This window comes from Methylococcus mesophilus, from assembly GCF_026247885.1.
Classification (GTDB): Bacteria; Pseudomonadota; Gammaproteobacteria; order Methylococcales; family Methylococcaceae; genus Methylococcus; species Methylococcus mesophilus.
This window is the reverse complement of record NZ_CP110921.1, coordinates 3547761-3571273: the sequence shown is the minus strand read 5'-3', so window position 1 is coordinate 3571273 and position 23513 is coordinate 3547761. Positions and strand designations below refer to the sequence as shown.

General features: G+C 59.0%; 39 protein-coding genes. 5 read left to right on the top strand and 34 right to left on the bottom strand.

Annotation, left to right across the window (positions count from 1 at the left end):
- Positions 1-2: 2 nt before the first annotated feature.
- Genes ruvX through gshB form a run of 4 tightly spaced genes read right to left on the bottom strand, consistent with a single transcriptional unit; the run spans position 3 to position 2869 of the window.
- Positions 3-458 (bottom strand): Holliday junction resolvase RuvX, encoded by a 456-nt coding sequence (ruvX, locus tag OOT43_RS16990; RefSeq protein ID WP_266021841.1) that lies wholly within the window; start codon positions 456-458, stop codon positions 3-5.
- On the bottom strand, positions 451-1017 hold the full coding sequence (locus OOT43_RS16985; protein ID WP_266021840.1) for a YqgE/AlgH family protein: 567 nt from the start codon (positions 1015-1017) through the stop codon (positions 451-453). Before OOT43_RS16985 ends, ruvX begins: the two co-directional genes overlap by 8 nt.
- A 45-nt stretch (positions 1018-1062) precedes the next feature.
- Entirely contained in the window at positions 1063-1905 is an 843-nt protein-coding gene (locus OOT43_RS16980; RefSeq protein WP_266021839.1) for an energy transducer TonB, read from the bottom strand.
- Positions 1895-2869, bottom strand: coding sequence for a glutathione synthase (gene gshB, locus OOT43_RS16975; protein ID WP_266021838.1), 975 nt, complete (start codon positions 2867-2869; stop codon positions 1895-1897). The genes OOT43_RS16980 and gshB overlap by 11 nt, the downstream gene beginning before the upstream one ends.
- 94 nt (positions 2870-2963) lie before the next feature.
- Between gshB and rpmB the strand changes: the two genes are divergently transcribed.
- The 5 genes from rpmB to OOT43_RS16950 all read left to right on the top strand — a co-directional run bounded on the left by rpmB (position 2964) and on the right by OOT43_RS16950 (position 6069).
- Positions 2964-3200 carry a 50S ribosomal protein L28 gene (gene rpmB, locus OOT43_RS16970; protein WP_169604308.1) on the top strand — a complete coding sequence of 79 codons (237 nt, stop codon included), beginning with the start codon at positions 2964-2966 and terminating at the stop codon, positions 3198-3200.
- A gap of 19 nt (positions 3201-3219) precedes the next feature.
- Entirely contained in the window at positions 3220-3375 is a 156-nt protein-coding gene (gene rpmG / locus OOT43_RS16965; protein WP_169604309.1) for a 50S ribosomal protein L33, read from the top strand.
- Between the two features lie 170 nt (positions 3376-3545).
- On the top strand, positions 3546-4169 hold the full coding sequence (gene parA / locus OOT43_RS16960) for a ParA family partition ATPase (RefSeq protein WP_266021837.1): 624 nt from the start codon (positions 3546-3548) through the stop codon (positions 4167-4169).
- A 4-nt stretch (positions 4170-4173) separates the two neighbouring features.
- The gene (locus OOT43_RS16955) at positions 4174-4530 is read left to right on the top strand and encodes a hypothetical protein (protein WP_266021836.1); all 357 of its coding nucleotides are present in this window, start codon (positions 4174-4176) and stop codon (positions 4528-4530) included.
- A 195-nt stretch (positions 4531-4725) separates the two neighbouring features.
- On the top strand, positions 4726-6069 hold the full coding sequence (locus tag OOT43_RS16950) for a DegQ family serine endoprotease (protein WP_266021835.1): 1344 nt from the start codon (positions 4726-4728) through the stop codon (positions 6067-6069).
- 68 nt (positions 6070-6137) lie between these two features.
- On the opposite strand, the gene OOT43_RS16945 is transcribed toward OOT43_RS16950, so the two are convergent.
- The 30 genes from OOT43_RS16945 to rpsJ all read right to left on the bottom strand — a co-directional run bounded on the left by OOT43_RS16945 (position 6138) and on the right by rpsJ (position 23511).
- Entirely contained in the window at positions 6138-7058 is a 921-nt protein-coding gene (locus tag OOT43_RS16945) for a branched-chain amino acid transaminase (protein WP_266021834.1), read from the bottom strand.
- A gap of 49 nt (positions 7059-7107) precedes the next feature.
- Positions 7108-9954, bottom strand: coding sequence for a bifunctional [glutamate--ammonia ligase]-adenylyl-L-tyrosine phosphorylase/[glutamate--ammonia-ligase] adenylyltransferase (glnE, locus tag OOT43_RS16940; RefSeq protein WP_266021833.1), 2847 nt, complete (start codon positions 9952-9954; stop codon positions 7108-7110).
- 132 nt (positions 9955-10086) lie between these two features.
- Positions 10087-10446 carry a 50S ribosomal protein L17 gene (rplQ, locus tag OOT43_RS16935; protein ID WP_266021832.1) on the bottom strand — a complete coding sequence of 120 codons (360 nt, stop codon included), beginning with the start codon at positions 10444-10446 and terminating at the stop codon, positions 10087-10089.
- A 21-nt stretch (positions 10447-10467) separates the two neighbouring features.
- Positions 10468-11454: a DNA-directed RNA polymerase subunit alpha gene (locus OOT43_RS16930; protein ID WP_266021831.1), complete on the bottom strand. Its 987-nt coding sequence runs from the start codon at positions 11452-11454 to the stop codon at positions 10468-10470.
- A gap of 22 nt (positions 11455-11476) precedes the next feature.
- Positions 11477-12097: a 30S ribosomal protein S4 gene (gene rpsD / locus OOT43_RS16925; RefSeq protein WP_266021830.1), complete on the bottom strand. Its 621-nt coding sequence runs from the start codon at positions 12095-12097 to the stop codon at positions 11477-11479.
- Between the two features lie 13 nt (positions 12098-12110).
- Entirely contained in the window at positions 12111-12497 is a 387-nt protein-coding gene (gene rpsK, locus OOT43_RS16920) for a 30S ribosomal protein S11 (protein WP_266021829.1), read from the bottom strand.
- Between the two features lie 14 nt (positions 12498-12511).
- On the bottom strand, positions 12512-12868 hold the full coding sequence (gene rpsM, locus OOT43_RS16915; RefSeq protein WP_266021828.1) for a 30S ribosomal protein S13: 357 nt from the start codon (positions 12866-12868) through the stop codon (positions 12512-12514).
- Positions 12869-12951: 83 nt separating this feature from the next.
- The gene (rpmJ, locus tag OOT43_RS16910; RefSeq protein ID WP_010961579.1) at positions 12952-13065 is read right to left on the bottom strand and encodes a 50S ribosomal protein L36; all 114 of its coding nucleotides are present in this window, start codon (positions 13063-13065) and stop codon (positions 12952-12954) included.
- Positions 13066-13093: 28 nt separating this feature from the next.
- Entirely contained in the window at positions 13094-14419 is a 1326-nt protein-coding gene (gene secY / locus OOT43_RS16905) for a preprotein translocase subunit SecY (RefSeq protein ID WP_266021827.1), read from the bottom strand.
- A complete protein-coding gene (gene rplO, locus OOT43_RS16900) occupies positions 14419-14853 on the bottom strand; it encodes a 50S ribosomal protein L15 (protein ID WP_266021826.1) in 435 nt (144 codons plus the stop codon). Before rplO ends, secY begins: the two co-directional genes overlap by 1 nt.
- A gap of 1 nt (position 14854) precedes the next feature.
- The gene (gene rpmD, locus OOT43_RS16895) at positions 14855-15040 is read right to left on the bottom strand and encodes a 50S ribosomal protein L30 (RefSeq protein WP_266021824.1); all 186 of its coding nucleotides are present in this window, start codon (positions 15038-15040) and stop codon (positions 14855-14857) included.
- A gap of 5 nt (positions 15041-15045) precedes the next feature.
- Positions 15046-15555, bottom strand: a complete 510-nt coding sequence (rpsE, locus tag OOT43_RS16890) for a 30S ribosomal protein S5 (protein ID WP_266021822.1) — start codon at positions 15553-15555, stop codon at positions 15046-15048.
- A gap of 12 nt (positions 15556-15567) precedes the next feature.
- A complete protein-coding gene (rplR, locus tag OOT43_RS16885; RefSeq protein ID WP_266021821.1) occupies positions 15568-15921 on the bottom strand; it encodes a 50S ribosomal protein L18 in 354 nt (117 codons plus the stop codon).
- A gap of 9 nt (positions 15922-15930) precedes the next feature.
- A complete protein-coding gene (rplF, locus tag OOT43_RS16880) occupies positions 15931-16464 on the bottom strand; it encodes a 50S ribosomal protein L6 (protein ID WP_266024947.1) in 534 nt (177 codons plus the stop codon).
- A gap of 21 nt (positions 16465-16485) precedes the next feature.
- On the bottom strand, positions 16486-16881 hold the full coding sequence (rpsH, locus tag OOT43_RS16875; protein ID WP_266021820.1) for a 30S ribosomal protein S8: 396 nt from the start codon (positions 16879-16881) through the stop codon (positions 16486-16488).
- Positions 16882-16913: 32 nt separating this feature from the next.
- Positions 16914-17219: a 30S ribosomal protein S14 gene (rpsN, locus tag OOT43_RS16870; RefSeq protein ID WP_266021819.1), complete on the bottom strand. Its 306-nt coding sequence runs from the start codon at positions 17217-17219 to the stop codon at positions 16914-16916.
- Positions 17220-17233: 14 nt separating this feature from the next.
- A complete protein-coding gene (gene rplE / locus OOT43_RS16865) occupies positions 17234-17773 on the bottom strand; it encodes a 50S ribosomal protein L5 (protein WP_266021818.1) in 540 nt (179 codons plus the stop codon).
- A 14-nt stretch (positions 17774-17787) separates the two neighbouring features.
- Positions 17788-18105, bottom strand: a complete 318-nt coding sequence (gene rplX / locus OOT43_RS16860; protein WP_266021817.1) for a 50S ribosomal protein L24 — start codon at positions 18103-18105, stop codon at positions 17788-17790.
- Positions 18106-18124: 19 nt separating this feature from the next.
- On the bottom strand, positions 18125-18493 hold the full coding sequence (gene rplN / locus OOT43_RS16855) for a 50S ribosomal protein L14 (RefSeq protein WP_266021816.1): 369 nt from the start codon (positions 18491-18493) through the stop codon (positions 18125-18127).
- Positions 18494-18537: 44 nt separating this feature from the next.
- Positions 18538-18798: a 30S ribosomal protein S17 gene (gene rpsQ, locus OOT43_RS16850; RefSeq protein ID WP_266021815.1), complete on the bottom strand. Its 261-nt coding sequence runs from the start codon at positions 18796-18798 to the stop codon at positions 18538-18540.
- The gene (rpmC, locus tag OOT43_RS16845; protein WP_218807506.1) at positions 18795-18989 is read right to left on the bottom strand and encodes a 50S ribosomal protein L29; all 195 of its coding nucleotides are present in this window, start codon (positions 18987-18989) and stop codon (positions 18795-18797) included. The genes rpsQ and rpmC overlap by 4 nt, the downstream gene beginning before the upstream one ends.
- Complete coding sequence (rplP, locus tag OOT43_RS16840; RefSeq protein WP_266021814.1) at positions 18989-19402, bottom strand: 50S ribosomal protein L16; 414 nt, start codon at positions 19400-19402, stop codon at positions 18989-18991. The genes rpmC and rplP overlap by 1 nt, the downstream gene beginning before the upstream one ends.
- 12 nt (positions 19403-19414) lie before the next feature.
- The gene (rpsC, locus tag OOT43_RS16835) at positions 19415-20086 is read right to left on the bottom strand and encodes a 30S ribosomal protein S3 (protein WP_266021812.1); all 672 of its coding nucleotides are present in this window, start codon (positions 20084-20086) and stop codon (positions 19415-19417) included.
- 23 nt (positions 20087-20109) lie between these two features.
- Positions 20110-20442 carry a 50S ribosomal protein L22 gene (gene rplV / locus OOT43_RS16830; protein WP_266021810.1) on the bottom strand — a complete coding sequence of 111 codons (333 nt, stop codon included), beginning with the start codon at positions 20440-20442 and terminating at the stop codon, positions 20110-20112.
- Between the two features lie 12 nt (positions 20443-20454).
- Positions 20455-20727 carry a 30S ribosomal protein S19 gene (gene rpsS / locus OOT43_RS16825; protein WP_266021809.1) on the bottom strand — a complete coding sequence of 91 codons (273 nt, stop codon included), beginning with the start codon at positions 20725-20727 and terminating at the stop codon, positions 20455-20457.
- Positions 20728-20746: 19 nt separating this feature from the next.
- Positions 20747-21574: a 50S ribosomal protein L2 gene (gene rplB / locus OOT43_RS16820; protein ID WP_266021808.1), complete on the bottom strand. Its 828-nt coding sequence runs from the start codon at positions 21572-21574 to the stop codon at positions 20747-20749.
- A 34-nt stretch (positions 21575-21608) separates the two neighbouring features.
- Positions 21609-21902 carry a 50S ribosomal protein L23 gene (gene rplW / locus OOT43_RS16815; protein ID WP_218807511.1) on the bottom strand — a complete coding sequence of 98 codons (294 nt, stop codon included), beginning with the start codon at positions 21900-21902 and terminating at the stop codon, positions 21609-21611.
- A complete protein-coding gene (gene rplD, locus OOT43_RS16810) occupies positions 21899-22516 on the bottom strand; it encodes a 50S ribosomal protein L4 (RefSeq protein ID WP_266021807.1) in 618 nt (205 codons plus the stop codon). Before rplD ends, rplW begins: the two co-directional genes overlap by 4 nt.
- A 10-nt stretch (positions 22517-22526) precedes the next feature.
- Positions 22527-23162: a 50S ribosomal protein L3 gene (rplC, locus tag OOT43_RS16805; RefSeq protein ID WP_266021806.1), complete on the bottom strand. Its 636-nt coding sequence runs from the start codon at positions 23160-23162 to the stop codon at positions 22527-22529.
- Positions 23163-23199: 37 nt separating this feature from the next.
- Positions 23200-23511, bottom strand: a complete 312-nt coding sequence (gene rpsJ / locus OOT43_RS16800) for a 30S ribosomal protein S10 (RefSeq protein WP_010961601.1) — start codon at positions 23509-23511, stop codon at positions 23200-23202.
- Positions 23512-23513: the final 2 nt, after the last annotated feature.

Below are 23513 nucleotides of genomic sequence, written 5' to 3'. Positions count from 1 at the left end.
TATTACCTCGGTGATGCCTTATCAAGTGAAAACCAGGTTTGCAGGATCAGTTGCGCCGCCATTTCGTCCTTCACCTGCTCGAACTCGACCGATTTCCGGCGGCGGCGCTGATAAAAATGGGTGCGCGACTCGGCCGTGGTGAGCGTCTCGTCCACCGTATGCACCGGGAGCCGGTAACGGCCTTCGAGCTGCCTGCAGAAGCGCAAGGTCGGCGCCGTGATGGGGTTTTCGCTGCCGTCCTGCTGATGGGACAGGCCGACGACGAGGCCCGCGGGCTGCCATTGCGCGATCAGTTCGGAAATGGCGGCCCAGAACTGCGCGGTCGGCTGCGCCCGCAGGGTCCGAAGCGGCGCCGCAGTGCCTGTGACCGATTGCCCGACCGCAACCCCGATGTTCCTCTCGCCGAAGTCGAAACCGAGATAAGTGGCACCGCGCGAGTCGGGCGGCGCTTCAGCCATGACCCGCTTGGCTGGTCAACAGCGAGATGTCGATGCCCACGAGATCCGCCGCGGCCTTCCAGCGCCGCACCGGCGGATGCTCAAAAATGACCGCGTTGTCCGACGGCGCGTTGAGCCATGAATTTTCGATGATTTCGCGCTCGAGCTGGCCCTGGCCCCAGCCGGCGTAGCCCAGAGCCAGCAGCATGCGGCTCGGCCCTTCGCCCCGCCCGACCGCTTCCAGAATGTCTCTGGACGTCGTCAATGCCAGGCGATCGGAAACCACCAGGGTGGAAGCCCAGACCGTTGCCGGCTCGTGCAAAATGAAGCCGCGCTCCGGATGCACAGGGCCGCCGAAATACACCGGCAGATCGCCCATCTCGGCGGTTTTCATTTCGATCTCCATCTGCCGCATAACGTCGCCCAGCTTGAGTTCGGACGGACGGTTGATGATGATGCCGAGAGCGCCGTCCGCGTTGTGCTGACAGAGCAAGGTCACGGTTTTCGCAAAATGCGGATCGGCCAAGCCCGGCATGGCGATCAGAAAATGGTTGGCGAGAAATGCTGTTTCCTGGTTCATCGTGATTAGTATCGGCGCTCCTGCAACGGCGCCGCAAGCGGCAAACTACGGCGCGGTCTCCAGACGCGTGCCGTTCAAGAACTTCCAGGTGCGGGTGATCACCAGCATATCGGCCTCCTCCCGCAGCTCCACCGGAAACGGTGCAAACGGCGCCGCGAGCTGGACGATCCTCACCGCCGCATCATCCAGCGCCTGCTCCCCGGAGGAACGCCGCACCTGTACCTTGTGGACGCTTCCGTCGGGCCGCAGGACTACGCTCAGCAGCAGACTGCCCGTCAGGTTCTTGCGGCGCGCTTCCTCGGGGTAATTCAAGTTGCCGATGCGCTCGATCTTGTCCTGCCAAGCCCGCTCGTAAGCCGCCGCCTTGTATTTATGGGCATTGACCGAATTGATATACACCATCCGCGGGTGCGGCGCTTCCTCCTGCTGCCGCACATAGGCCGCACCGAATTCAGCGATCTGCCGGCTCAAGGATTCGGCGGAAATATGAGCCGGCGGAGCGGCTTCAAGTTCGGGCTCGGGCGCGGGCTTGGCGGACCGTTCAACCCGGGGGCTTTTCAGCACGGGCTTCCGCGGAGGACGCTCGGTCGCCGGTCGCGACGCTTTTCCCTGCGCCGGTTCCGCCATTTTTTCCGCGCTGCTACCCGGCAACGGCTCCGCCCGATCCGGCTTGTCGTCGCCACGCTGGTTCTCCGCCGCCAGATGTTCCGCCCGTTTCGGCGCATCGGGCGCGGGCAGCCGCAGCAGCGTCACGTCGAAAGCCCTGGGCGTATCTTGCGATGTCGCGGCGGGCTTGGCATTCAGACCGAGAATCACCGCCGCATGCATCGCGAACGCGATCAGCAGCGCGAGCAGCAGGCGGCTTTGGTCGTGCGACTCAAGCGACATCGCGGGCCCGGTCCGCCCCGGACACGACCGACTCGATGTGGTCCATGAGCATGGCGCTGATGTTCAGGCCGAACAGCGTGTCCAGCTCCTGGATGCAGGTCGGGCTGGTGACGTTGACCTCGGTGAGGTAATCGCCGATGACATCGAGACCGGTAAATACCAGACCGCGCTGGCGCAGGGTGGGCCCGACCTGCGACACGATCCAGCGGTCCCGCTCGGTCAGCTCCCTCCCTTCCGCCCGCCCGCCGGCCGCCAGATTGCCCCGGCTTTCGCCGTGGGCGGGGATGCGCGCCAGGGCATAGGGGACCGCTTCGCCGTTGACGACGAGTATCCGCTTGTCGCCATCCCGGATTTCCGGAAGATATCGCTGGGCCATCACGAAACGCCGATTGTGCTGAGTCATGGTTTCGAGAATGACGCTCAGGTTGTGATCGCCTTCGGCGACCCGGAAGATCGAGGCTCCGCCCATGCCGTCGAGCGGCTTCAGGACGATCTCGCCATGTTCGCGGAGAAATTCACGGACGCGGCCTGCCTCGCGGGCGACCAGCGTCGGCGCGCAGCATTGGGGGAACCAGGCGGTGAACAGCTTCTCGTTGGCATCCCGCAGCGAGCGCGGCCGGTTGACCACATACACGCCCCGGCTCTCGGCGCATTCGAGCAGATAGGTCGCATAGATGTATTCCTGGTCGAAGGGCGGATCCTTGCGCATCAGAATGACGTCGAGCGTGTCCAGCGCGATGTCCCGCTCGTCCAGAAACTCGAACCAGCGGACGTAATCGCGCTCGACCTGAAGGTGCCTGACCCGTGCATGGGCACGGCCATCACGCAGGTAAAGATCGTTCAGTTCCATGTAGAAGAGCTCCCAGCCCCGCGCCTGAGCTTCCAGCAACATCGCGAAGCTGCTGTCCTTGCCGATCTTGATCTTGCCGATCGGATCCATCACGATCCCGAGCTTCAATGTCATCGCTTCCCCCGAACCACTCTCACTGTTGACTAAATGCCGTCAAACCCTTATAAAGCACGTTTTTCCACCCTGCAAGCCGACATTGAGGTAAGCCATGTCCAAGGTATGTCAGGTTACGGGGAAGCGACGTATTGTAGGCCATAACGTTTCCCACGCTAACAACAAGACGAAAAGACTGTTCAACCCCAACCTGCACGAACGCCGTTTCTGGGTCGAGAGCGAAAATCGCTGGGTTCGCCTCAAGGTCTCGAGCCACGGCTTGAGGGTCATCGACAAGTGCGGGATCGACGCCGTCCTGGCAGACATCCGCAAGCGCGGCGAAAGAGTTTAATCTGCAGGAGCGATGAGCCATGCGTGACAAGATCAAGTTGGTGTCCAGCGCCGGCACCGGTCACTTCTACACGACTACCAAGAACAAGCGCACCATGCCGGAAAAGATGGAAATCAAAAAATTCGATCCGGTCGTGCGCAAGCACGTCATGTACAAAGAAGCCAAGATCAAATAACGGTCTCCGGCATTACAGATGCGCGCGCGGCCCAAGCCTGCGTGCGCATCCCCCTCCATTTCAGGTCATCAGCATATTCAGACGGTTCGGCACCGCCGCCGATGCAACCGTAGCCGGAATCGACTAGCATACATAGCCATACCGTACTTCCCGCGGAACGGCACCCCCGTATGATCATCGGCGTTCTCAACCAAAAAGGCGGCGTCGGCAAGACCACCTTGTCGGTCAACATAGCTGCCGCCTTGGCCTTGTCGGGCAAGCGTACCCTCCTCATCGATGCCGATCCGCAGGGCAGCGCACTGGACTGGCAATCGACCCGGCAGGGTGACACTCTGTTTCCCGTCGTCGGCATGGCCAAACCGACTTTGCACAAGGACGTTCCGGAGCTCGCTTGCAGCTATGACTACGTCATCATCGACGGCCCCCCCCGGGTCAATGAACTCGCCCGGTCGGCCATCATGGCCTCCGACCTCGTCCTCATCCCGGTCCAGCCATCCCCTTACGACGTCTGGGCTGCCGACGAGATTGTCAAGTTGATCCAAGAGGTTATGATATACAAGGAACGCCTGAAAGGGCGATTCATCGTCAACCGGAAAATCGTGAATACGGCTATCGGTCGCGATGTGGCCGAAGCGCTCAGGGACTACCCTTTCCCAGTAGCGGAAACCGCGGTAAATCAGAGGGTTGCCTATGCCGAAAGTGCCGCGTCCGGACTTTCCGTACTCGAGTTCGACAGCAAGGGACCGGCAGCCAGGGAAATCAAAGCGCTCGTTCGTGAACTAGTTGAGGAATAGGGCCATGGCCAAGAAAGTCGTACCCATTACGTCCAAGCCACGCGGGCCTGTTCTGAGCCTGGTATCGGCGACAGAAGAAAAGACCGCACGCGCCTCGGCCCCTTCAACTACTCCGGCCGATGCATTCCACGGACCCGCCAAACCCGGCCTGATCGCCAAGGCGGTCTACGGGTCGGTCTACTGCCTTTCCTTCGGCGTCGTCCTCAGCGCACTGGTGCTGGGCAAGCTCATACCGGGACGGCAGCTGATCGCCAAAGGACTCCAGGACGGGACAGCCGCGGCGCGCCAGTCGCTGACTTGGCTCGAAACTCAGCGGGACAGCGCCGCTCCCGGCGCCGACCAGAGCACACTCAAAGCCTGATTCTCCCCGAATCCCGGCGCGGGCGCCCGGACGAACCGGCACGGCCCCATTAGCGGGCCATCTTTTCGACATTGTTATCGCACTACAGACGTCCCATATTCTCAGTATCCCGTTCGCCGCAGCGCGAGCTGGCATTTAGCTAGACTTCGGACCCTCACGCCACTTCGTGCAGAAAAATATGATGGAGGTAATTCCATGCGCATGAAATCCGTCAGCGCCCTGTTGCTCCTTGCCGCCAGCGGCTTGTCCATCTGCCCCCCCGCCTGGGCGGATTTGCCCACCAGCGTCAATGGCCAGCCTATGCCCAGCCTCGCTCCCGTGCTGAAAAAAGCCATGCCCGCGGTGGTGAACATCTCGACGAAGACTCAGATCGAAATCGCCGAAAACCCCTTGATGCAAGACCCCTTCTTCCGGCATTTCTTCGGGATTCCGAATCAGCCAAGGCGCCGAGAGAGCTCCAGCCTCGGCTCCGGCGTCATCGTCGACGCCCGGCGGGGCTACATCCTCACCAACAACCACGTGATCGACAAGGCGGACGAGATAAGTGTGACGCTAAGAGACGGACGCCAATTGAGCGCAAAGCTGGTCGGAGCCGATCCCGAATCCGATCTGGCCGTCATCAAGGTCGAACCCAAGAATCTGACGGAACTGCCCATCGGCGACTCGAGCCAGCTCGAGGTCGGCGATTTCGTCGTCGCCATCGGCAATCCCTTCGGCCTGGGACAGACCGTGACCTCCGGCATCGTCAGCGCCCTGGGGCGTTCCGGGCTAGGCATCGAAGGCTACGAGGATTTCATCCAGACCGACGCTTCGATCAATCCCGGCAATTCCGGAGGCGCCTTGATCAATCTCCGCGGCGAACTGGTCGGCGTGAATACGGCCATCATCGCCCCTACCGGAGGGAACGTCGGCATCGGGTTCGCCATTCCCTCCAACATGGCCTCAAGCATCATGACCCAACTGGTCGAAAAGGGCGAAATCCGCCGCGGGCAGATCGGGATCACCATCCAGGACCTGACGCCGGATCTCGCCCAGGCATTCGGACTGAGCCAGAGCCAGGGCGCCGTGGTCACCGGCATCCAAAAAGACTCTCCCGCCGCTTCCGCAGGACTGGAAGCCGGCGATGTCGTTCTCAGCATCAATGACCGACCGGTCAAGAACAGCGCGGATGTCCGCAATACCATCGGCCTCCTACCCATAGGCGAAGAGGTCCGAGTCGAGGTGATGCACAAGGGGGAAAGAGTGGTACGTGAAGCGGCGATCCGCGCCCCCAAACTGGTTCAGGAGGAGGGCGGCAAAATCCATCCCAGACTTTCCGGAGTCGTACTCAAGAACAGCGAGGACGGCGTGCAGGTGGAGAAAATCCACACGGGGTCGTACGCATTTCAGGCTGGCTTGCGCCCCGGGGACGTCATCGTGATGGCAAACCGCGAGGAAATCGGAACGCTTGACGACCTGAAGGGTGCCACCAAGGGCCGCTCCGAGCTCCTCCTCAGCATTCAGCGGGGCAGTGGCTCCTTCTTCCTGATGCTAAAGTAGAACGGACAAACGGACTGCGCGGCAGGCAGAACACAGCCACCTGCCGCGTGGCTGAGCCGAGAGAGCCCTCAGACGAAGCTCAGCCATTCGGCATGGTCGGAACGGCGCCCATGCACATAATCGAAATACAGCGCCTGCAGCTTTTCCGTCACCGGTCCGCGCCCGCCTTCACCGATCACTCGCCCATCCACCTCTCGGATCGGCGTGACTTCGGCGGCCGTCCCGGTGAAGAATGCCTCGTCGGCTACGTAAACCTCGTCACGGGTAATACGTTTTTCCACGACTTGCAGGCCTTGTTCCTGAGCCAGAGTCATCACGGTATCCCGCGTGATGCCCTCCAGTGCCGAGGTCAGATCCGGCGTATAGAGCTTTCCCTTGCGAACGATGAAGATATTTTCACCGCTTCCTTCGGCAACGTAGCCTTCGTGGTCCAGCAATAGCGCTTCGTCACAGCCGGCTTCGATCGCTTCCTGGACGGCAAGGATCGAATTGAGATAGTTTCCGTTCGCCTTGGCCTTGCACATGATGCTGTTGACATGATTCCTGGCGTAGGACGAGGTTCTCACGCGGATGCCGCGAGCCATGTTTTCGGCCCCCAGATAGCTGCCCCATTGCCAAGCGGCGACCATCACATGAACCGCCAGTCCGTGAGCGTGCAAACCCATGCCTTCGGCGCCAAAAAAACACATCGGCCTGATATAGGCGCTTTCCAGATTATTCCGCGCCACCGCCTCCAACTGGGCTTGGTCCAGAGTGTCCTTGTCGAACGGAATCGACATCTTCATGATGTGGGCCGAACGGAACAGACGGTCCGTATGGTCACGGAGCCTGAAAACCGAAGGGCCACGTTCCGTGCGGTAGGCGCGCAGGCCTTCGAACACGCCGCAGCCGTAGTGAAGCGTGTGGGTCAAAACGTGCACCTTGGCTTCGCGCCAGGGAAGCCACGTCCCATCGAGCCAGATCTGCCCGTCCCGATCGTCCATTGCCATGAATTGATCTCCTGCAATCAGAGGGAAATTGCCACCGGCCTCAGTTCGCTCAAAGCGCCGGCGCTTCGATGATCTGCTTCCAAACCGCCTGCACAGCCGCCCGGTGTTCGGAAAATTCCGACGACGATGCCAACGCCGGCATCTCTTGCAAAGCAAGACGATGCGCCTTGCCGCGATAGTCGCAGTAGGCACATCGAAGCCGATCCGCCTGCTCTGGCTTCAGGAAGTTTGCGGTGCGAAGGGTTTCCAGTAGGCGGACCGTATCGGTCCAGCGAGTGATCTCGCAATGCTTCGCGGCGCTGACAAGAACCCCGAATTGTACAATAAACTCGATATCGGCAATACCGCCAAATCCCTGCTTCAAGTCGAACACGCCGGGCCGCCTGTCCGCCAAGCTTTCCCGCATCTTCTCGCGCATCGCCTGAACATCGAGTCTCACCTGCCGGCTGTCCCGCTCCGCGCAAAGCACGGTCCGCCGGATCACATCGAAGCGCGCGCCCACCCCCGGGTCGCCGGCCACGAACCGTGCTCTCACCAGCGCCTGACGCTCCCAGGTCCAGGCTTGGTGGAGCTGGTAATTTTCATAGGCGTCGACTTTGCTGACGAGGAGACCGGAGCTCCCGCTTGGCCGCAAGCGAAGATCGACTTCATACAGCGCCCCGCCGAGCATCTCGGTCGTCAGCAGACTGACCATCCGCTGAACCACCCGGGCATAAAACTCGGCGGCGGTGACCGGACGCGGCCCATCGGTTACGGCGTCGCTGGCGACTCCATCGTAGAGAAAAACCAGATCCAGATCTGACCCATAGCCCAGTTCTATGCCGCCGAGCTTTCCATAGGCGATGACGCCGAATCCGGGAAAATCCGGAGATGCTCCCGCCGCCACCGGCGGAACGCCGTGGCGCGCAGCCACGGACTTCCAGGCCAGCCCGAGCGCACGCGCGATCACTACCTCGGCCAAGTCCGTCAGGTAATCGCTGACAACCATGACCGGAATGACGTTCATTATGTCGGCCGCCGCAATCCGCAACTGATGCGCGGCCTTGAACTGCCGGAGCCGCAACATCAACTGCTCGTCATCGTCGGGAGTCAGGCTGCCTGCCAGAATGTCCGCTTCCCGGCCCAAGGCCTCCCGGGTCAGGGGGCTGTACAGGGTCCGGGGATCCAGCAGTTCGTCAAGCAGAATCGGCGCGCCGGAAATGAGCCTCACGATCCAAGGACTCGCAGCAGCCAGCCTCACCAACTGGGACAATGCAGCCGGCTTCTCCGCCAGCAGCGAAAAATACACCCCCCTGCCGGCGATCGACTCGAGCAACTTGAGAACTCTCGCCAAGATGCTCGCCGGGTCGGAAAAGCCGGCAGCCGCGAGTTCAGCCAGCAGCTTTCCGATGACTTGCTGAAGCTCGGCCATGGCACCGGCACCGAGCCGCCGAACAGCCGCCGAGGCACGGAAATTGACCAAATGGCTGGCCATGGCGTCCGCGGCGCCTTCGAATCCTGCCAGCGCGACAGATAGCTCCGCCTCGCCCCCATCCAGTAGCAGCTCGGCGGACGCGCTCTGCGAAGGCTCGGCAATCACCTCGGCGAAAATTCCGTGGACCCGGCTCCGAACTCCGTCGAGCTCCCTCTTAAACTCCCCCCAGCCCTCGAAACCCAGGGAGTAAGCCAGCAACTCGCGCCGCTCCTCGGATGCCGGTAGGTCATGCGTCTGCTTGTCATCGTACTGCTGGAGCCGGTTCTCGACTTTGCGCAAGAACCGGTACGCGTCACAGAGAAACGACGCTGTCTCATGCTCAAGCAGGCGCAGTTGCCCGGCTCGCTCCAGGACCGTCAGGATGCTTCGATCCTGCAGCTCAATATTTCGGCCCCCGCGGATCAGCTGGAACGCCTGTCCGACGAACTCGATTTCCCGGATTCCGCCGGAGCCCAGCTTGATGTTATCGCCCCGGTCCTTCCTCCGGACTTCCGCCACGATCTTGGATTTTAGCGACCTCAGTTCACCGAACACCCGATAGTCGAGGTATCGACGATACACGAACGGGTAGAAGAACCGCTCGAACTCAGCGCCGTCCTCCGCATCCCCCCCCACCGCACGGACCTTTACCATGGCGTAGCGCTCCCAGTCGCGTGCCTGGGCTTGGTAATAGCGTTCGCATGACTCGAAGCTGATCACGAGCGGACCGCTCTCGCCGAAAGGCCTCAGCCGTACATCGACACGAAAAACGAATCCGTCTTCGGTCACCGCATCGAGGACATGAACGAGTGACTGTGCAAGTCGCGTGTAAAATTCGGCGTAGGTCGTGCCCATGGGGCCTGGCAGCTCACCTTCCTCGACATAGGCAAAGACCAAGTCGATGTCGGACGAAAAATTGAGCTCTCTCCCCCCGAGCTTTCCCATGCCCAAGACGACCAGATTCTGCGCCGAACCGCCTATGCGCGTCGGAATACCCCATCGCCGGCAGGCATCTGCGAAAAGCCAGTCGAGAGCCGCTCGGATGGCCAATTCCGCCGTTTCCGATATCCTTCCTAATATCTTGTCGATACCGAGTTCGCCTGAAATGTCCTGCCAAGCAATGATGGCCATTTCGCGATTGCGCCACTGACGTAATACACGCGCCAGGCAGTCGCGGTCGCCCGCGCCAGCTACGAGTTTCTGCAGATCCGTAACGGCATCCCTGCCCGAAAGGCTATCCTCGGCCAAAGCCCGGAGCATGGGGATCAGATGGCTGTCGCGCTTCAAGACTCCCAGGAAGAACGGGCTGCACGCGCAGACGAAGCCCAGAGACTGGCGAAAGGATTCGGAACACCCTTCGAATAAATGCCTCCGCTCCTCGAATATCCGCTCCCACTCGTGGAGCGCCAAATCCGGAAAACGGGTTTTGCTGGGAGAGGCCACAGACGTCTTCGACGGCAAGACTAGGCTGGGCGGGTGGTCCGGCAGGCCGACCTACCGACTAACGAGACGGGGCGCCTGAGCGCCCCGAAAAAACCGAGCCGGGAAACCGGAGCACGCCCCCGGCAATCACGCTCAGGCTCGATCCACGAGTTCCACAAAAGCCATCGGACTTGCGTCGCCCGCCCGAAAGCCGCATTTCAGAATCCGTGTGTAACCGCCCGGCCGCGTCTTGAACCGGGGACCAAGATCGTTGAACAGCTTCGTCACCGCGTCCCGGTTACGCAGCCTCGCGAACGCAAGCCGCCGGCCGGCCACGCTGTCTTCCTTCGACAAGGTAATCAGCGGCTCTACGTAACGCCTGATCTCTTTGGCTTTTGGCAGAGTCGTCCGAATGATCTCGTGCTCAACGAGTGCGGCAGCCAAATTCCGATACAAAGCAGTGCGGTGACTGCTGGTCAGATTGAACTTCCTTCCTGCTTTACGATGACGCATGTTTTTCTACACCCTAAAAGGCTATGGATTCAGCTTCTTGAGACCTTCCGGCGGCCAATTCTCCAGACGCATCCCCAGCGACAAACCCTTCGTCGCCAAAACGTCTTTGATCTCCGTAAGCGATTTTTTTCCCAGATTTGGAGTCTTGAGCAAATCTGCCTCGCTACGCTGGATGAGGTCCCCGATGTAAAATATGTTCTCCGCCTTCAGGCAGTTAGCTGAACGAACCGTTAGCTCGAGATCGTCCACGGGGTGCAGCAGCAGCGGATCGAACTGGGGGCCATCCTCACCGAAAAGCGGCAAATCCTCCCCCTTAAGGTCGACAAGAATGCCGAGATGTTGGTTAAGAATGTTCGCGGCATGCTTAACAGCTTCCTCCGGCTGAACCGTCCCGTTTGTCTGGAGTTCGATAACCAACCGGTCGAGGTCGGTACGCTGCTCAACGCGGGCGCTCTCGACAACGTAGGACACCTTCTTAATAGGGCTGAAGCTCGCGTCGACATGCAAGGTCCCGATAGCCGAATCGCCTTCGATAGCCCGGCTCGCGACCGGCTGGTAGCCCCTCCCCTTCTGCACGTGAAGCGTCATGCGCAAACGACCGTTTCCCGTGATGTGCGCGATTAGCAGATCGGGGTTCAACACCTCGACGTCATGGGGAACCTCCATGTCGCCCGCCAAAACCTGCCCAGGGCCCTGCTTGTCGATGTTGAGGTAAACATCGTGCGGCCCGTTGAGGCGGATGGCAAGACTCTTGAGATTCAGCAGCACGTCGATCACGTCCTCCTGAACCCCTTCAATGGTCGAATATTCGTGCAGCACGCCATCAATGACGACATCCGTTACCGCTGCGCCGGGGATAGCGGAAAGCAGGACACGCCTCAAGGCGTTGCCCAAGGTGTGGCCGAACCCCCTCTCCAGGGGCTCAATGACCACGCGAGCAGAATGAGTTCCGTGCGGAACCACCTCTACCGTACGCGGCTTGATCAGCTCGGCAAGCGAGTTGTGCATATTAGGTATACCCCGTCACGCGCTACTTCGAATACAACTCGACGACCAGCTGCTCGTTGATATCCGAGCCCAGCTCACTTCTTTCAGGCGCCGACTTAAACGTGCCTTTCATCGCCTTCGCATCGACGTCAACCCAGGACGGAAAACCGTACTGCTCGGTCACCTGAAGTGCGTCCTTCACACGGCCCTGGGATTTCGCCTTCTCGCGAATCTCGACAACATCCCCACTCCGCACCTGGTAAGACGGAATGTTCAGTGTACGCCCGTTCAAATTGATCGCCTTATGGGACACCAGCTGCCGCGCCTCAGCGCGCGTAGACGCAAATCCCATCCGGTATACGACGTTATCGAGCCGAGACTCGAGCAACGCCAGCAAATTCTCGCCGGTAGAGCCCTTCAAGCGAGACGCCTCGGCGTAGTAATTGCGAAACTGGCGCTCCATGACGCCGTATATGCGCCGCAGCTTTTGTTTCTCCCGGAGCTGAGCAGCGTAATCGCTCAGCCTAGGCCGCTTCTGCCCATGCTGCCCCGGAGGCTGATCCAGCTTGCATTTCGAATCCAGCGACTTGCCCCGTGACTTCAGGAACAGATCGGTCCCCTCACGGCGGCTCAACTTACATTTCGGCCCAAGATACCTAGCCATAACAAACCTCTCGTCAAACGCGCCGCTTCTTCGGGGGACGACACCCGTTGTGCGGCAGCGGCGTGGTGTCTACGACATTCACAATCTTAAAACCCAATGCGTTCAGAGAACGCACAGCAGACTCTCTTCCCGGCCCCGGCCCGGTGACGTGGACGTCCAGATTTTTCATCCCGTACTCCTTCGCCACTAAGCCGGCTTTTTCAGCCGCGACCTGCGCGGCAAACGGCGTACTCTTGCGCGAACCACGAAAACCCGATGCGCCGGCGCTAGCCCACGAAAGAGCGTTGCCCTTCCTATCGGTAATCGTAATTATGGTGTTATTAAAGGACGCGCTCACATGCGCGATACCGTCCGAGATATCTCGTTTGATTCTTTTAACCGGGCGACCTGTCGTAGCCATTTTCTACCGTACCTTTATTTCTTGATCGGACGACGCGGCCCCTTGCGGGTGCGGGCGTTGGTGCGGGTGCGCTGTCCACGCACGGGCAAGCCGCGCCGGTGCCTCATACCGCGGTAGGAACCGAGGTCCATGAGCCGCTTGATGTTCATAGCCACCTCTCGCCGAAGATCGCCTTCGACGACGAACTTCGCGACTTCGCCACGCAAGCGCTCGACCTGCTCGTCGCTCAGCTCTCTGACTTTCTTTTCAGCCTCGATCCCCGCGCTGTCGCAGATCAAACCTGCACGCGTACGCCCGATGCCGTAGATCGCGGTCAGTGAAATAACTACATGCTTGTGATCTGGGATGTTGACTCCAGCAATACGCGCCATTTAAACAAACTCCAACTCTATGCCGCTGGGCGATAGCCGGCCATTATACACAGCCGCTGCCGATCTCACAACGATGGGAACCATCAGCCCTGCCGCTGCTTGTGGCGGGCGTCCTTACAAATGATGCGGACGATGCCGTTCCTCTTCAGAACCTTGCAGTTACGGCAAATACGCTTAACAGATGCTCTCACTTTCATAATGCTTCCTCGGCGATCCGAAACAAAATCACCTGATATTGATATTGGTTTTCTTCAACAATCCTTCGTATTGCTGAGAAATCACGTAGGTCTGTATCTGTGCCATGAAATCCATAACCACGACGACGATAATCAATAGCGAGGTACCGCCGAAATAGAATGGCACGTTCCAATACACGATCAAGAACTCCGGCAACAGGCACACGGCAGTAATGTAGATGCCGCCCACCAGGGTAAGCCGCGTCATGACGGTGTCCACATACCGCGCCGTCTGCTGACCGGGCCGGATCCCCGGAATGAAAGCGCCGGACTTCTTCAAGTTCTCCGCAGTTTCATTGGAATTAAAGACTAATGCCGCATAAAAAAAGCAGAAAAACATGATCGCTGCCGCATAGCAAAGAACATAAAGCGGCTGACCGGGAGACAGCGTACTCGCTATGTCCTGCAGCCAGACCAACTTTTCCGAATTGCCGAACCAGCCCGCCAAGGTCGCCGGAAACAGTATGATTGAGGAAGCGAATATCGGCGGGATTACACCGGACATATTCAGCTTCAGCGGCAGGAAGCTCTTCTGCGCAGCATACATGCGGCGCCCTTCCTGGCGCTTGGCATAGTTGATCGTAATCCGGCGCTGTCCTTTCTCGACGAATACCACGAGCCATGTCACAGCAACCGCGATCGCGGCTATGCCAATGATGCTGAACGCACTCAACTCGCCCGTGCGTGCGAGTTCGAGCGTTCCACCCACGGCGGAAGGCAGCCCGGCAACGATACCGGCAAATATAATGATCGATATGCCGTTTCCCAGCCCACGCTCGGTCACCTGCTCACCGAGCCACATCAAAAACATGGTGCCGGTAACTAGTGAAATGGCAGTGAGGGCAACAAACTGAAATCCCGGGGAAACCACGATCGGCGCACCGCCTGCGCTCTGATTCTGCAACGCCATCGCAACGCCGGTGGCCTGAAACGAGGCGAGCACAACCGTCGCGTATCGGGTGTACTGGTTGATCTTTTTCCGCCCCGATTCGCCCTCCTTCTTCAGCTGCTCCAGCTTCGGCACGACGATGGTCATCAACTGCAGAATGATTGATGCCGAGATATAGGGCATGATGCCTAGTGCAAAGATGCTCAGCCGCTTGAGCGCGCCACCGGAAAACATGTTCACCATGTCCAGGATCGAGCTGCCCTGCTGATTGAACATTGCCGCCAAGGCCTTCGGGTCGACGCCTGGAATTGGAATATGCGCGCCAATCCGGAAAACGATGAGCGCGCCGAATACGAACAGCAAACGCTGGCGAAGCTCGGTGAACCTGCCGCCGCGATCCGCCATCAGGGGGTTGATGGCGTTCATCAGCTTTCCACTTTGCCGCCTGCGGCTTCGATCGCAGCGCGGGCACCCTGCGTCACGCTAACACCGCGCACACTTACGGCTCCCGATATGGAGCCCGTGGCAACAATCTTGACGGTCTTTGCCACGGAGGGAACGAGACCAGCTTCCTTCAGTTCCACCAACCCTATCACGCCACCTGCAATTTTCGCGAGTTGGGTCAGCGTTACCTCGGCGGCGAAACGCTTCTTCGCACTTCTGAAGCCTACCTTCGGTAACCGGCGCTGCAGCGGCATCTGGCCACCTTCGAAACCTACCTTATGGAAGCCGCCAGCGCGGGCCTTCTGTCCCTTATGCCCTCGCCCGCTGGTCTTGCCCAGTGTCGAACCGATGCCCCGCCCCAGCCGCCTTTTTGCCGGACGGCTTCCGTCCCGCGCGCCGATAGTGTTCAAAAACATGTCAGATTTCCTCCACCTTGAGCAGGTAGGAGACTTTGAAAATCATGCCCAAAATCTCCGGCGTGCCCGGAACTTCTACACAATGATGGGGCTTACGTAAGCCAAGCCCGCGCAGGCAAGCCTTATGTGACTCCAGCCGTCCGTGGGAACTGCGCACCTGCGTAACGCGCAAAGTCTTCTTCGTCATAGCCATCACCCCAGAAGTTCTTCGACCGTCATTCCGCGTTTCGCAGCAACAGATTTCGGGTCCCGCAATTCCGTCAACCCTTTGATCGTCGCGCGAACGACATTGATCGGGTTGTTGGTGCCAATACATTTCGCAAGGACGTTATGAACGCCAACCACCTCAAAAACAGCACGCATGGCGCCACCAGCGATGATGCCGGTACCCTCCGAAGCAGGCTGCATATGTACTTTCGCAGCCCCAGCCGCAGCCGTGACCGGATGGTGCAAGGTCTGACCGTTGAGCGCGACCTTGCGCATATTCTTCCGCGCCTGCTCCATCGACTTCTGGATCGCGACCGGCACCTCTCGCGCCTTGCTGAGGCCGAAACCCACGCGCCCGTTGCCGTCTCCAACGACAGTCAACGCGGTAAATCCGAACTGGCGTCCGCCCTTGACCACCTTGGAGACGCGCCGAACGGCGACCAGCTTTTCCTGCAACCCCTCACCGGCACCTGCCTGAGTACTCACGTTTGCCATTGATAATCCTCGCTAGAACTGGAGCCCAGCTTCTCTAGCCGCATCGGCCAGCGCTTTGATTCGTCCGTGGTACTTAAATCCCGATCGATCGAATGCAACGCTGGAAACCCCGGCGGCTAACGCCTTCTCAGCGATGCACCTGCCCACCTCAGTGGCGGCATCCCGGTTTCCGGTAACGGCCAGGCGGTCACGGATGGCCGTCTCGAGGGTGGACGCTGAAGCCAGGACCGTGCCACCGTCGGGGCCGATGACCTGCGCATAGATATGCCGGGGAGTGCGGTGAACGGTCAGGCGATTCGCACCCATGGCGCGAATGACATGCCTAGTTTTGGCTGCCCTTTTCAGACGGGCCTGTTTCTTATCCATTGCTATGTCCTACTTCTTTTTCGCTTCCTTGCGGATGATGACCTCGTCCGCGTAGCGGACGCCCTTGCCCTTATAAGGTTCCGGCGAGCGGAACGCTCGGATGTTGGCAGCCACTTGGCCCACCGCTTGACGGTCGGCTCCCTTAACGACAATGTCGGTCTGGGACGGGGTCTCCACCACAATGCCTGCGGGGACCTTGAACTCCACCGGATGGGAGTAGCCGAGACTCAGGCTCAACACATCCCCCTTGGCCTGCGCGCGGTATCCCACGCCTACTAGAGAGAGCTTTCGCTCGAATCCACTGCTGACGCCGACGATCATATTGGCAAGATTGGCGCGAGTGGTGCCCGCGATGGCATTCTGCGCTTGATCATTCCGGTCGTAGTCGACCGTGACAGTATCAGCGTTCACGTTCACGCTCAGGCATGCAGGAAGTGCGCGCGACAACACGCCGTTCTTGCCCTTCGCGGTTACTATCCCTTCGGCAATGCTTATTTCCACCCCTTTGGGAATGGAGATTGGATTATTCGCTACACGAGACATATCGGCCAGCCTGTACAAACATCATTCAACGACACAGAGAACTTCGCCGCCCTCACCCAGCACCCTGGCTCTGCGATCGGACATAACACCCTTTGAGGTGGAGACTATGGCAATACCGAAGCCGCCCATGACTTTGGGCATTTCGTTCCGCCCTCTATAGCGCCGACATCCGGGTTTGCTGACCCGCTGGATCTTGTCGATGACCGGGGCGCCGTTGTGATATTTAAGCTCCACACGGAGGTTGGGCTTTGCACCGTCCGCCACATCGAAGAAACCCGCGATATAACCTTCGTCCTTCAAAACCTGGCACACGGCTCGCTTGAGCTTCGACGCCGGAACGAGGATCTCCGCCTTGCCGGCGGCTTGACCGTTGCGTATCCGCGTAAGGAGATCGCTCAAAGGATCTGACATACTCATGACTATAAACTCCGATACGTTAGCGGTCCGCCTTACCAGCTCGCCTTGACCACACCCGGCACTTCGCCGCGCATGACGCATTCCCGCAATTTGTTTCGCCCTAACCCGAACTTACGATAGAAGCCGTGCGGGCGCCCGGTCAGCTGGCATCTATTGCGCTGGCGCGTGGCGGCGCTGTCCCGCGGCAGCTTTTGCAGCGCAACGATCGCCGCCTCCCTTTGCTCATCGGGCGTTTCCCCGCTACAAATGATTGCCTTCAGTTCGGCTCTCTTCTTCTCGTAGCGGTTGTTCAGCTTCTGGCGCTTCACTTCGCGCGCGATCATTGATTTTTTTGCCATGACTCCGCCCTTCGTTACGTCCGGAAAGGAAATTTGAACGCCTCGAGCAATGCTTTAGCTTCGGCGTCTGATTTCGCAGTCGATGTGATGGTGATATCCATACCCCGGATGGCATCGATCTTGTCGTAGTCGATCTCCGGAAAAATGATCTGCTCCCTCACGCCCATGGAATAGCTGCCCCGGCCGTCGAATGCTTTCGGGTTCAATCCGCGGAAGTCGCGTATACGGGGAATCGCGACACTGATGAGACGATCCAGGAATTCGTACATGCGCGCACGCCGCAGTGTTACCTTGCAACCTACGGGCATTCCCTCACGGATCTTGAAACCTGCGATCGACTTGCGAGCGTGTGTGACGACGGGCTTCTGCCCACCGATCGCCTGCATGTGCTCGACCGCGTTTTGCAGGATTTTCTTGTCCGCGACTGCTTCACCCACCCCCATATTCAGGGTGATCTTTACCAGACGCGGAACCTCCATGACGGACTGGTAGCCGAATCGCGCCATCAATTCCGGGACAACTTTCTCTTTATAAAGCTCTTCTAACCTAGCCATGGCACATCCGCTACTCAAGCGTCAATCAGTTCGTTGGTGGATCGGTAGAAACGGACTTTTCTGCCATCAGCCAGCAGCCGGAATCCGACGCGATCCCCTTTGTTGGTGGCGGCATTGAACAGCGCCACGTTGGAACTATGGATCGGCATGGCCTTCTCGACGATACCACCGGTCACGCCTCTCATGGGATTCGGGCGCTGGTGCTTCCGGACCAGATTGACACCCTCAACCAGCAATTTGTCGTCGCTCAGCACCGACAGCACTGAGCCTCTTTTTCCTTTGTCTTTTCCGGCGATGACGACGACCTGATCGCCTTTCTTGATCCTACGCATGGGGCAACACCTTCTTACGTCAAAGCACTTCCGGCGCCAGAGAGATAATCTTCATGAACTTTTCAGAACGAAGCTCGCGCGTGACCGGCCCGAAAATACGCGTACCAATGGGCTGATGCTGATTGTTCAAAATCACCGCAGCATTGTTATCGAACCGAATCAGCGATCCGTCCGAACGCCTCACACCCTTGCGGGTACGAACAACCACAGCGTTGTATACCTCGCCCTTTTTGACACGCCCCCGCGGGATCGCATCCTTCACGCTGACCTTGATGACGTCGCCAACATTCGCGTAGCGCCGCTTGGACCCACCAAGGACCTTAATACACATGACTTGCCGCGCGCCGCTATTGTCCGCGACATCCAGACACGTCTGCATCTGTATCATCGTTCAAATCTCCAAATATTTGCTCAAGGCCCCAGTGGACGACTTCATACCGCCCGCTCTACGACAGCGCCGAGGGTCCAGGCCTTTCTCTTCGAAACCGGCCGGGATGCATGCAGGGTCACCAGATCGCCGATGCCGCACTCATTGTTTTCATCATGCGCCACCACCTTCGTAGTGCGACGGATATACTTGCCATACAACGGATGGGACACCTGCCGCTCGATGGCGACCACGATGGTTCGATCCATCTTGTTCGACACCACGCGCCCGGTGACGCTCCGCACGCGACCTTCGCTCGCCGTCATACTTTTCCGCCTTTTTCTGCCAGAACCATATTTACTCGCGCGATATCGCGCCGCACCGCCCTGATCTGATGGGACTTACTCAGCTGCCCCGTCGCCTGCTGCATCCTCAGACTGAATGCCTCCCGATGCAGATCCATCAGCGTCGACTTGAGTTCGTCAGCCTGTTTCGCTCTCAATTCACTGGCTTTCATCACATCACCGTACGCAGGGAAAAGGTAGTCTGTACAGGCAGCTTCGCTGCTGCCAGTCGAAACGCCTCTCGGGCCAGCTCTTCACTGACGCCTTCGAGCTCATACAGCATGGTGCCGGGTTTGATTTCGGCAACCCAGTATTCCACGCTGCCCTTACCGCTACCCATTCGAACCTCCAGCGGCTTGCTGCTGATCGGCTTATCCGGGAATACGCGAATCCAGATTTTTCCACCCCGCTTTACGTGCCGGGAGATGGTCCGACGCGCAGCCTCGATTTGGCGGGCGGTTATTCTACCGCGAGTCGTTGCCTTAAGGCCATACTCGCCAAAGGACACTTTACTACCGGCGATGGCCAACCCGGTATTGCGCCCCTTATGCTGTTTCCTGTATTTCGTTCTTTTTGGCTGCAACATGGCATGACCTCATCAAGCTTCAACCGCACTGCGGGTTTTCGGTTCCGCGTGCACAGGCTCGAAAACCTCGCCTTTGAAAATCCACACCTTTACGCCGATAACCCCATACGTGGTTATCGCCTCCGCAAATCCATAGTCGATATCCGCACGGAAGGTGTGGAGCGGCACCCGACCCTCGCGATACCACTCAGTCCGCGCGATCTCGGCGCCATTCAGTCGGCCGGCCACGCTGATCTTGATGCCCTCGGCTCCGACCCGCAGCGTATTCTGTACGGCGCGCTTCATTGCACGCCGGAACATGATGCGCTTCTCCAACTGCTGGGCAACGCCCTCCGCCACAAGCTGTGCATCCATTTCCGGCTTGCGGATCTCCTCGACGCTTACCTGAACGGGGACACCCATGAAACGGGACACGTCGCGCCGGAGCGAATCGATGTCCTCACCGCGTTTGCCGATTACGATTCCTGGCCTCGCCGTATGGATCGTGATTTGGGCATTGTTCGCCAACCGATTGATCTGGATCCGGCTGACCGATGCGTGCTTCAGCTTCTGCTTCAGAAACTGGCGAACTTTAAGGTCGTTGTTAAGAAATACGGGATATGACTTACTGTCCGCAAACCAGCGCGATGTCCAGTCCTTGATATATCCCAGACGAATTCCAGTAGGATTGACTTTCTGCCCCATGACCGAGTGCCTTTACAAATTACCTAGTTATCCGACACCAGCACGGTGATGTGCGAGGTGCGCTTGAGTATCCGATTTGCGCGCCCCTTCGCACGGGCGCTCATCCGCTTGAGCACAGGGCCCTCGTCGACGAACACGGTCTTTACACGCAGTTCGTCGACGTCGGCGCCCTCGTTGTGTTCAGCGTTGGCGATGGCTGCCTGCAGCACTTTTTTCACCAGCTCGGCGGCTTTCTTGTTGCTGAACGTCAAAAGGTCCAACGCCGCCGCGACGTTGAGTCCGCGTATCTGATCGGCAACCAGCCGGCACTTTTGAGGAGAAATGCGCGCCGTTTTATGTCTCGATAATGCTTCCATCGACTACACGCCTCACTTACTCTTCTTGTCGGCCTGATGCCCTTTGTAAGTCCGCGTGGGTGCGAACTCCCCCAGTTTGTGGCCTACCATGTTATCGCTGACCAAAACGGGGACGTGCTGCTTCCCGTTATGGACGGCTATGGTCTTTCCGATCATTTCCGGCAACACCATGGATCGGCGCGACCAAGTCTTGATAGGCTTCTTGGCGCCGGTAGAACTCGCCTCGTCGACTTTTTTCATCAGGTGATGGTCGACGAACGGACCTTTCTTGATAGAACGTGGCACGGTCTATTCCTCTTGCTCGTTATCGCGTCTTGCGTTTGCGGATGATCAGACCATCGGTTCGCTTGTTGTTCCGGGTCTTGTAACCCTTGGTGGGGATGCCCCAGGGCGAGACGGGGTGTCTGCCCCCGGACGTCCGCCCCTCACCGCCGCCATGGGGGTGATCGACAGGATTCATGGCGACACCCCGCACCGTCGGACGAACCCCGCGCCAGCGCGACGCACCGGCCTTCCCCAGCGAAACCAGGTTGTGCTCGGTATTGGAAACCTCGCCAATCGTGGCCTTACAATCGGCCAGCACTTTACGCATCTCTCCGGAACGCATGCGTATGGTTGCGTACTCGCCATCCTTTGCGACCAACTGGATCGAGGTGCCGGCGCTGCGCGCATACTGAGCACCTTTCCCTGGCTTCCCCTCCACGCAATGCACGACGGTACCGACGGGGATGTTCCGCAACGGGAGGCTGTTGCCGACCTTGATGGGGGCAAACTCGCCGGCAACGATTTCGTTGCCGGCGCTCAGGCCCGCCGGCGCGACGATATAGCGACGCTCCCCGTCACGATATAGCACAAGCGCAATGTAAGCGGTTCGGTTCGGGTCGTATTCGATACGCTCCACGCGAGCCGGCACGTCGAGTTTATCCCGTTTGAAATCCACGATGCGGTAGAACTGCTTATGCCCGCCGCCCTTGTGCCGGGTGGTCACACGGCCCTGATTATTTCGGCCCGAGGAGCGGGTCTGCTTCTCCAGCAGCTTCGCATACGGTTCGCCCTTGTGCAGTTCCTCGCTGCGCACTCGCGTCACAAAACGCGAGCCAGCGGAAGTGGGTTTTTGTTTGATCAGAGCCATGGTCTTATCTTTACTCAAGCAATCGAATACAGAATCAATTTACCGCCAGCTCAATATCGAAGCCCGGCTTCAGCTTCACGTAAGCCTTCTTCCAGTCTGAACGCTGGCCCATAAACCGCCCGAAACGCTTGGACTTACCTTTGACGTTGAGCACGCGTACAGATTCCACCTTCACACTGAACATGAGCTCAACGGCACTTTTGATCTGAAGCTTGCTTGCTGCCGGTTTGACCCGGAATACAAACTGGCGGTCCTTTTCCGCGCCTGCGGTGGATTTTTCAGATACCACAGGGGCGAGCAGGGTGCGCATCAACTCGATTTGATTCATGACAGCCTTACCTCCAGCTTGCGAATCGCCGAGCTGGTGGCGATGACGCGCTCAGCGTGCACCAGATCGACCGGGCTCAACGTATCAGCGGTATTGACGCTGACGTTGGGCAAATTGCGCGACGACAGGGCGAGATTCAAATCGAGCTGCTCAGCCAGAATTACGGTATATCCGTCGCCAAAGCTCTTCAGCTTTACCGCGAGATCACGTGTCTTGGCGGACTCCGGTACGATACTGTCCGAAACGACCAGACGCCCCTGGCGAAGCAGCTCGGAAAGTATGGACCGGACAGCGGCCCGGTACATCTTTTTGTTCAGTTTCTGCCGGTAGTTCCGGTTGGAAGCCGCAAAAGTCACGCCACCGGTACGCCACAGCGGGCCGCGCGTCGTTCCCGCCCGAGCGTGCCCGGACCCCTTTTGCTTCCAGGGCTTCTTACCACCGCCCGATACGTCCGACCGGCTCTTCTGCGCTTTCGTTCCCGAACGTGCAGCGGCGAGATAGCCAACGACGAGCTGATGCACCAGGGATTCGTTGAATCCCTGACCGAATACCTTATCGGAAACTTCCAGGTTTCCGGCAGATCCGTTTTCGATTTTTGGAATACTGAGGCTCATGACCAACTACCTATTTCTTCGCAGCAGGGCGAACGATCACATCCGCGCCCTTGGCACCGGGCACCGCCCCCTTCACGAGGAGCAGAGACCGCTCGGCATCGACGCCGACGACCCGCAAGTTGGGAACCGTAACGTTCTCGTCCCCCATATGGCCGGCCATTTTCTTGCCTTTGAACACGCGGCCAGGGGTCTGGTTCTGGCCGATGGAACCCGGCGCCCGGTGGGACAGCGAGTTGCCATGGGTCGCATCCTGGGTGCGAAAGTTATATCGCTTCACGACACCGGCGAAGCCCTTGCCGATGCTCCGCGACCGGGCGTCGACGAACTGACCTTCCGCAAACAGGCCAACACCGAGTTCGGCGCCGACCGCGTAGTCTTGGTCGGAATCTTCCAGCCGAAACTCCCACAGCCCGCGCCCCGCTTCCACGCCGGCTTTCGAGAAATGCCCAGCGTCCGATTTGGTCAGGCGCGAACGCTTCTTGCTGCCGGTGGTCACCTGAATGGCACGATAGCCGTCTGACTCCAGGGTCTTAACCTGAACCACCCGATTGGGCTCGACATGGATCACCGTTACCGGAACGGCTGCACCGGCATCCGTAAAAATATGGGTCATTCCGCACTTGCGGCCGACTAAACCTATGGCCATCTCTCTTCCCCGAGTCGTGTGCTCTAATACCTTTCTATCAATTAAGCTTGATCTGAACGTCGACGCCCGCAGCCAGATCCAGACGCATGAGCGCGTCCACCGTCTTGTCCGTAGGCTCGATAATGTCCATCAGCCGCTTATGAGTGCGAAGCTCGTATTGATCACGGGCATCCTTGTTCACGTGCGGGGATACCAGCACGGTGAATCGCTCTTTCTTCGTCGGCAAGGGAATCGGGCCCAACACCTGCGCGCCCGTGCGCTTTGCGGTCTCGACGATTTCCGACGCCGATTGATCGATGAGCCGATGATCAAACGCCTTCAAACGGATACGAATTCTCTGCTTAGCCATGG

Coding starts and splice junctions, on each gene's coding strand:
- OOT43_RS16945 (WP_266021834.1), bottom strand. CDS start 7,058: ATGGCAATGGACGATCGGGACGGGCAGATCTGGCTCGATGGGACGTGG.
- secY (WP_266021827.1), bottom strand. CDS start 14,419: ATGAACGCCATCAACCCCCTGATGGCGGATCGCGGCGGCAGGTTCACC.
- rpsH (WP_266021820.1), bottom strand. CDS start 16,881: ATGAGTATGTCAGATCCTTTGAGCGATCTCCTTACGCGGATACGCAAC.
- rplW (WP_218807511.1), bottom strand. CDS start 21,902: ATGAATCAAATCGAGTTGATGCGCACCCTGCTCGCCCCTGTGGTATCT.
- rpsK (WP_266021829.1), bottom strand. CDS start 12,497: ATGGCTACGACAGGTCGCCCGGTTAAAAGAATCAAACGAGATATCTCG.
- parA (WP_266021837.1), top strand. CDS start 3,546: ATGATCATCGGCGTTCTCAACCAAAAAGGCGGCGTCGGCAAGACCACC.
- OOT43_RS16950 (WP_266021835.1), top strand. CDS start 4,726: ATGCGCATGAAATCCGTCAGCGCCCTGTTGCTCCTTGCCGCCAGCGGC.
- rpsC (WP_266021812.1), bottom strand. CDS start 20,086: ATGGGGCAGAAAGTCAATCCTACTGGAATTCGTCTGGGATATATCAAG.
- rpmC (WP_218807506.1), bottom strand. CDS start 18,989: ATGAAAGCCAGTGAATTGAGAGCGAAACAGGCTGACGAACTCAAGTCG.
- rpsD (WP_266021830.1), bottom strand. CDS start 12,097: ATGGCTAGGTATCTTGGGCCGAAATGTAAGTTGAGCCGCCGTGAGGGG.
- rplV (WP_266021810.1), bottom strand. CDS start 20,442: ATGGAAGCATTATCGAGACATAAAACGGCGCGCATTTCTCCTCAAAAG.
- OOT43_RS16955 (WP_266021836.1), top strand. CDS start 4,174: ATGGCCAAGAAAGTCGTACCCATTACGTCCAAGCCACGCGGGCCTGTT.
- rplQ (WP_266021832.1), bottom strand. CDS start 10,446: ATGCGTCATCGTAAAGCAGGAAGGAAGTTCAATCTGACCAGCAGTCAC.
- rpmG (WP_169604309.1), top strand. CDS start 3,220: ATGCGTGACAAGATCAAGTTGGTGTCCAGCGCCGGCACCGGTCACTTC.
- rpsN (WP_266021819.1), bottom strand. CDS start 17,219: ATGGCAAAAAAATCAATGATCGCGCGCGAAGTGAAGCGCCAGAAGCTG.
- rplE (WP_266021818.1), bottom strand. CDS start 17,773: ATGGCTAGGTTAGAAGAGCTTTATAAAGAGAAAGTTGTCCCGGAATTG.
- ruvX (WP_266021841.1), bottom strand. CDS start 458: ATGGCTGAAGCGCCGCCCGACTCGCGCGGTGCCACTTATCTCGGTTTC.
- rplO (WP_266021826.1), bottom strand. CDS start 14,853: ATGTTTTTGAACACTATCGGCGCGCGGGACGGAAGCCGTCCGGCAAAA.
- rplB (WP_266021808.1), bottom strand. CDS start 21,574: ATGGCTCTGATCAAACAAAAACCCACTTCCGCTGGCTCGCGTTTTGTG.
- rplF (WP_266024947.1), bottom strand. CDS start 16,464: ATGTCTCGTGTAGCGAATAATCCAATCTCCATTCCCAAAGGGGTGGAA.
- rpsM (WP_266021828.1), bottom strand. CDS start 12,868: ATGGCGCGTATTGCTGGAGTCAACATCCCAGATCACAAGCATGTAGTT.
- rpsJ (WP_010961601.1), bottom strand. CDS start 23,511: ATGGCTAAGCAGAGAATTCGTATCCGTTTGAAGGCGTTTGATCATCGG.
- OOT43_RS16985 (WP_266021840.1), bottom strand. CDS start 1,017: ATGAACCAGGAAACAGCATTTCTCGCCAACCATTTTCTGATCGCCATG.
- rpsQ (WP_266021815.1), bottom strand. CDS start 18,798: ATGACGGCGAGCGAAGGTCGCGTGCGGAGCGTCACCGGGCGCGTGGTG.
- rplR (WP_266021821.1), bottom strand. CDS start 15,921: ATGGATAAGAAACAGGCCCGTCTGAAAAGGGCAGCCAAAACTAGGCAT.
- rpmD (WP_266021824.1), bottom strand. CDS start 15,040: ATGACGAAGAAGACTTTGCGCGTTACGCAGGTGCGCAGTTCCCACGGA.
- rpsE (WP_266021822.1), bottom strand. CDS start 15,555: ATGGCAAACGTGAGTACTCAGGCAGGTGCCGGTGAGGGGTTGCAGGAA.
- rplC (WP_266021806.1), bottom strand. CDS start 23,162: ATGGCCATAGGTTTAGTCGGCCGCAAGTGCGGAATGACCCATATTTTT.
- rplN (WP_266021816.1), bottom strand. CDS start 18,493: ATGATACAGATGCAGACGTGTCTGGATGTCGCGGACAATAGCGGCGCG.
- gshB (WP_266021838.1), bottom strand. CDS start 2,869: ATGACATTGAAGCTCGGGATCGTGATGGATCCGATCGGCAAGATCAAG.
- OOT43_RS16930 (WP_266021831.1), bottom strand. CDS start 11,454: ATGCACAACTCGCTTGCCGAGCTGATCAAGCCGCGTACGGTAGAGGTG.
- rpmB (WP_169604308.1), top strand. CDS start 2,964: ATGTCCAAGGTATGTCAGGTTACGGGGAAGCGACGTATTGTAGGCCAT.
- rplX (WP_266021817.1), bottom strand. CDS start 18,105: ATGCGTAGGATCAAGAAAGGCGATCAGGTCGTCGTCATCGCCGGAAAA.
- rplD (WP_266021807.1), bottom strand. CDS start 22,516: ATGAGCCTCAGTATTCCAAAAATCGAAAACGGATCTGCCGGAAACCTG.
- rpmJ (WP_010961579.1), bottom strand. CDS start 13,065: ATGAAAGTGAGAGCATCTGTTAAGCGTATTTGCCGTAACTGCAAGGTT.
- rplP (WP_266021814.1), bottom strand. CDS start 19,402: ATGTTGCAGCCAAAAAGAACGAAATACAGGAAACAGCATAAGGGGCGC.
- OOT43_RS16980 (WP_266021839.1), bottom strand. CDS start 1,905: ATGTCGCTTGAGTCGCACGACCAAAGCCGCCTGCTGCTCGCGCTGCTG.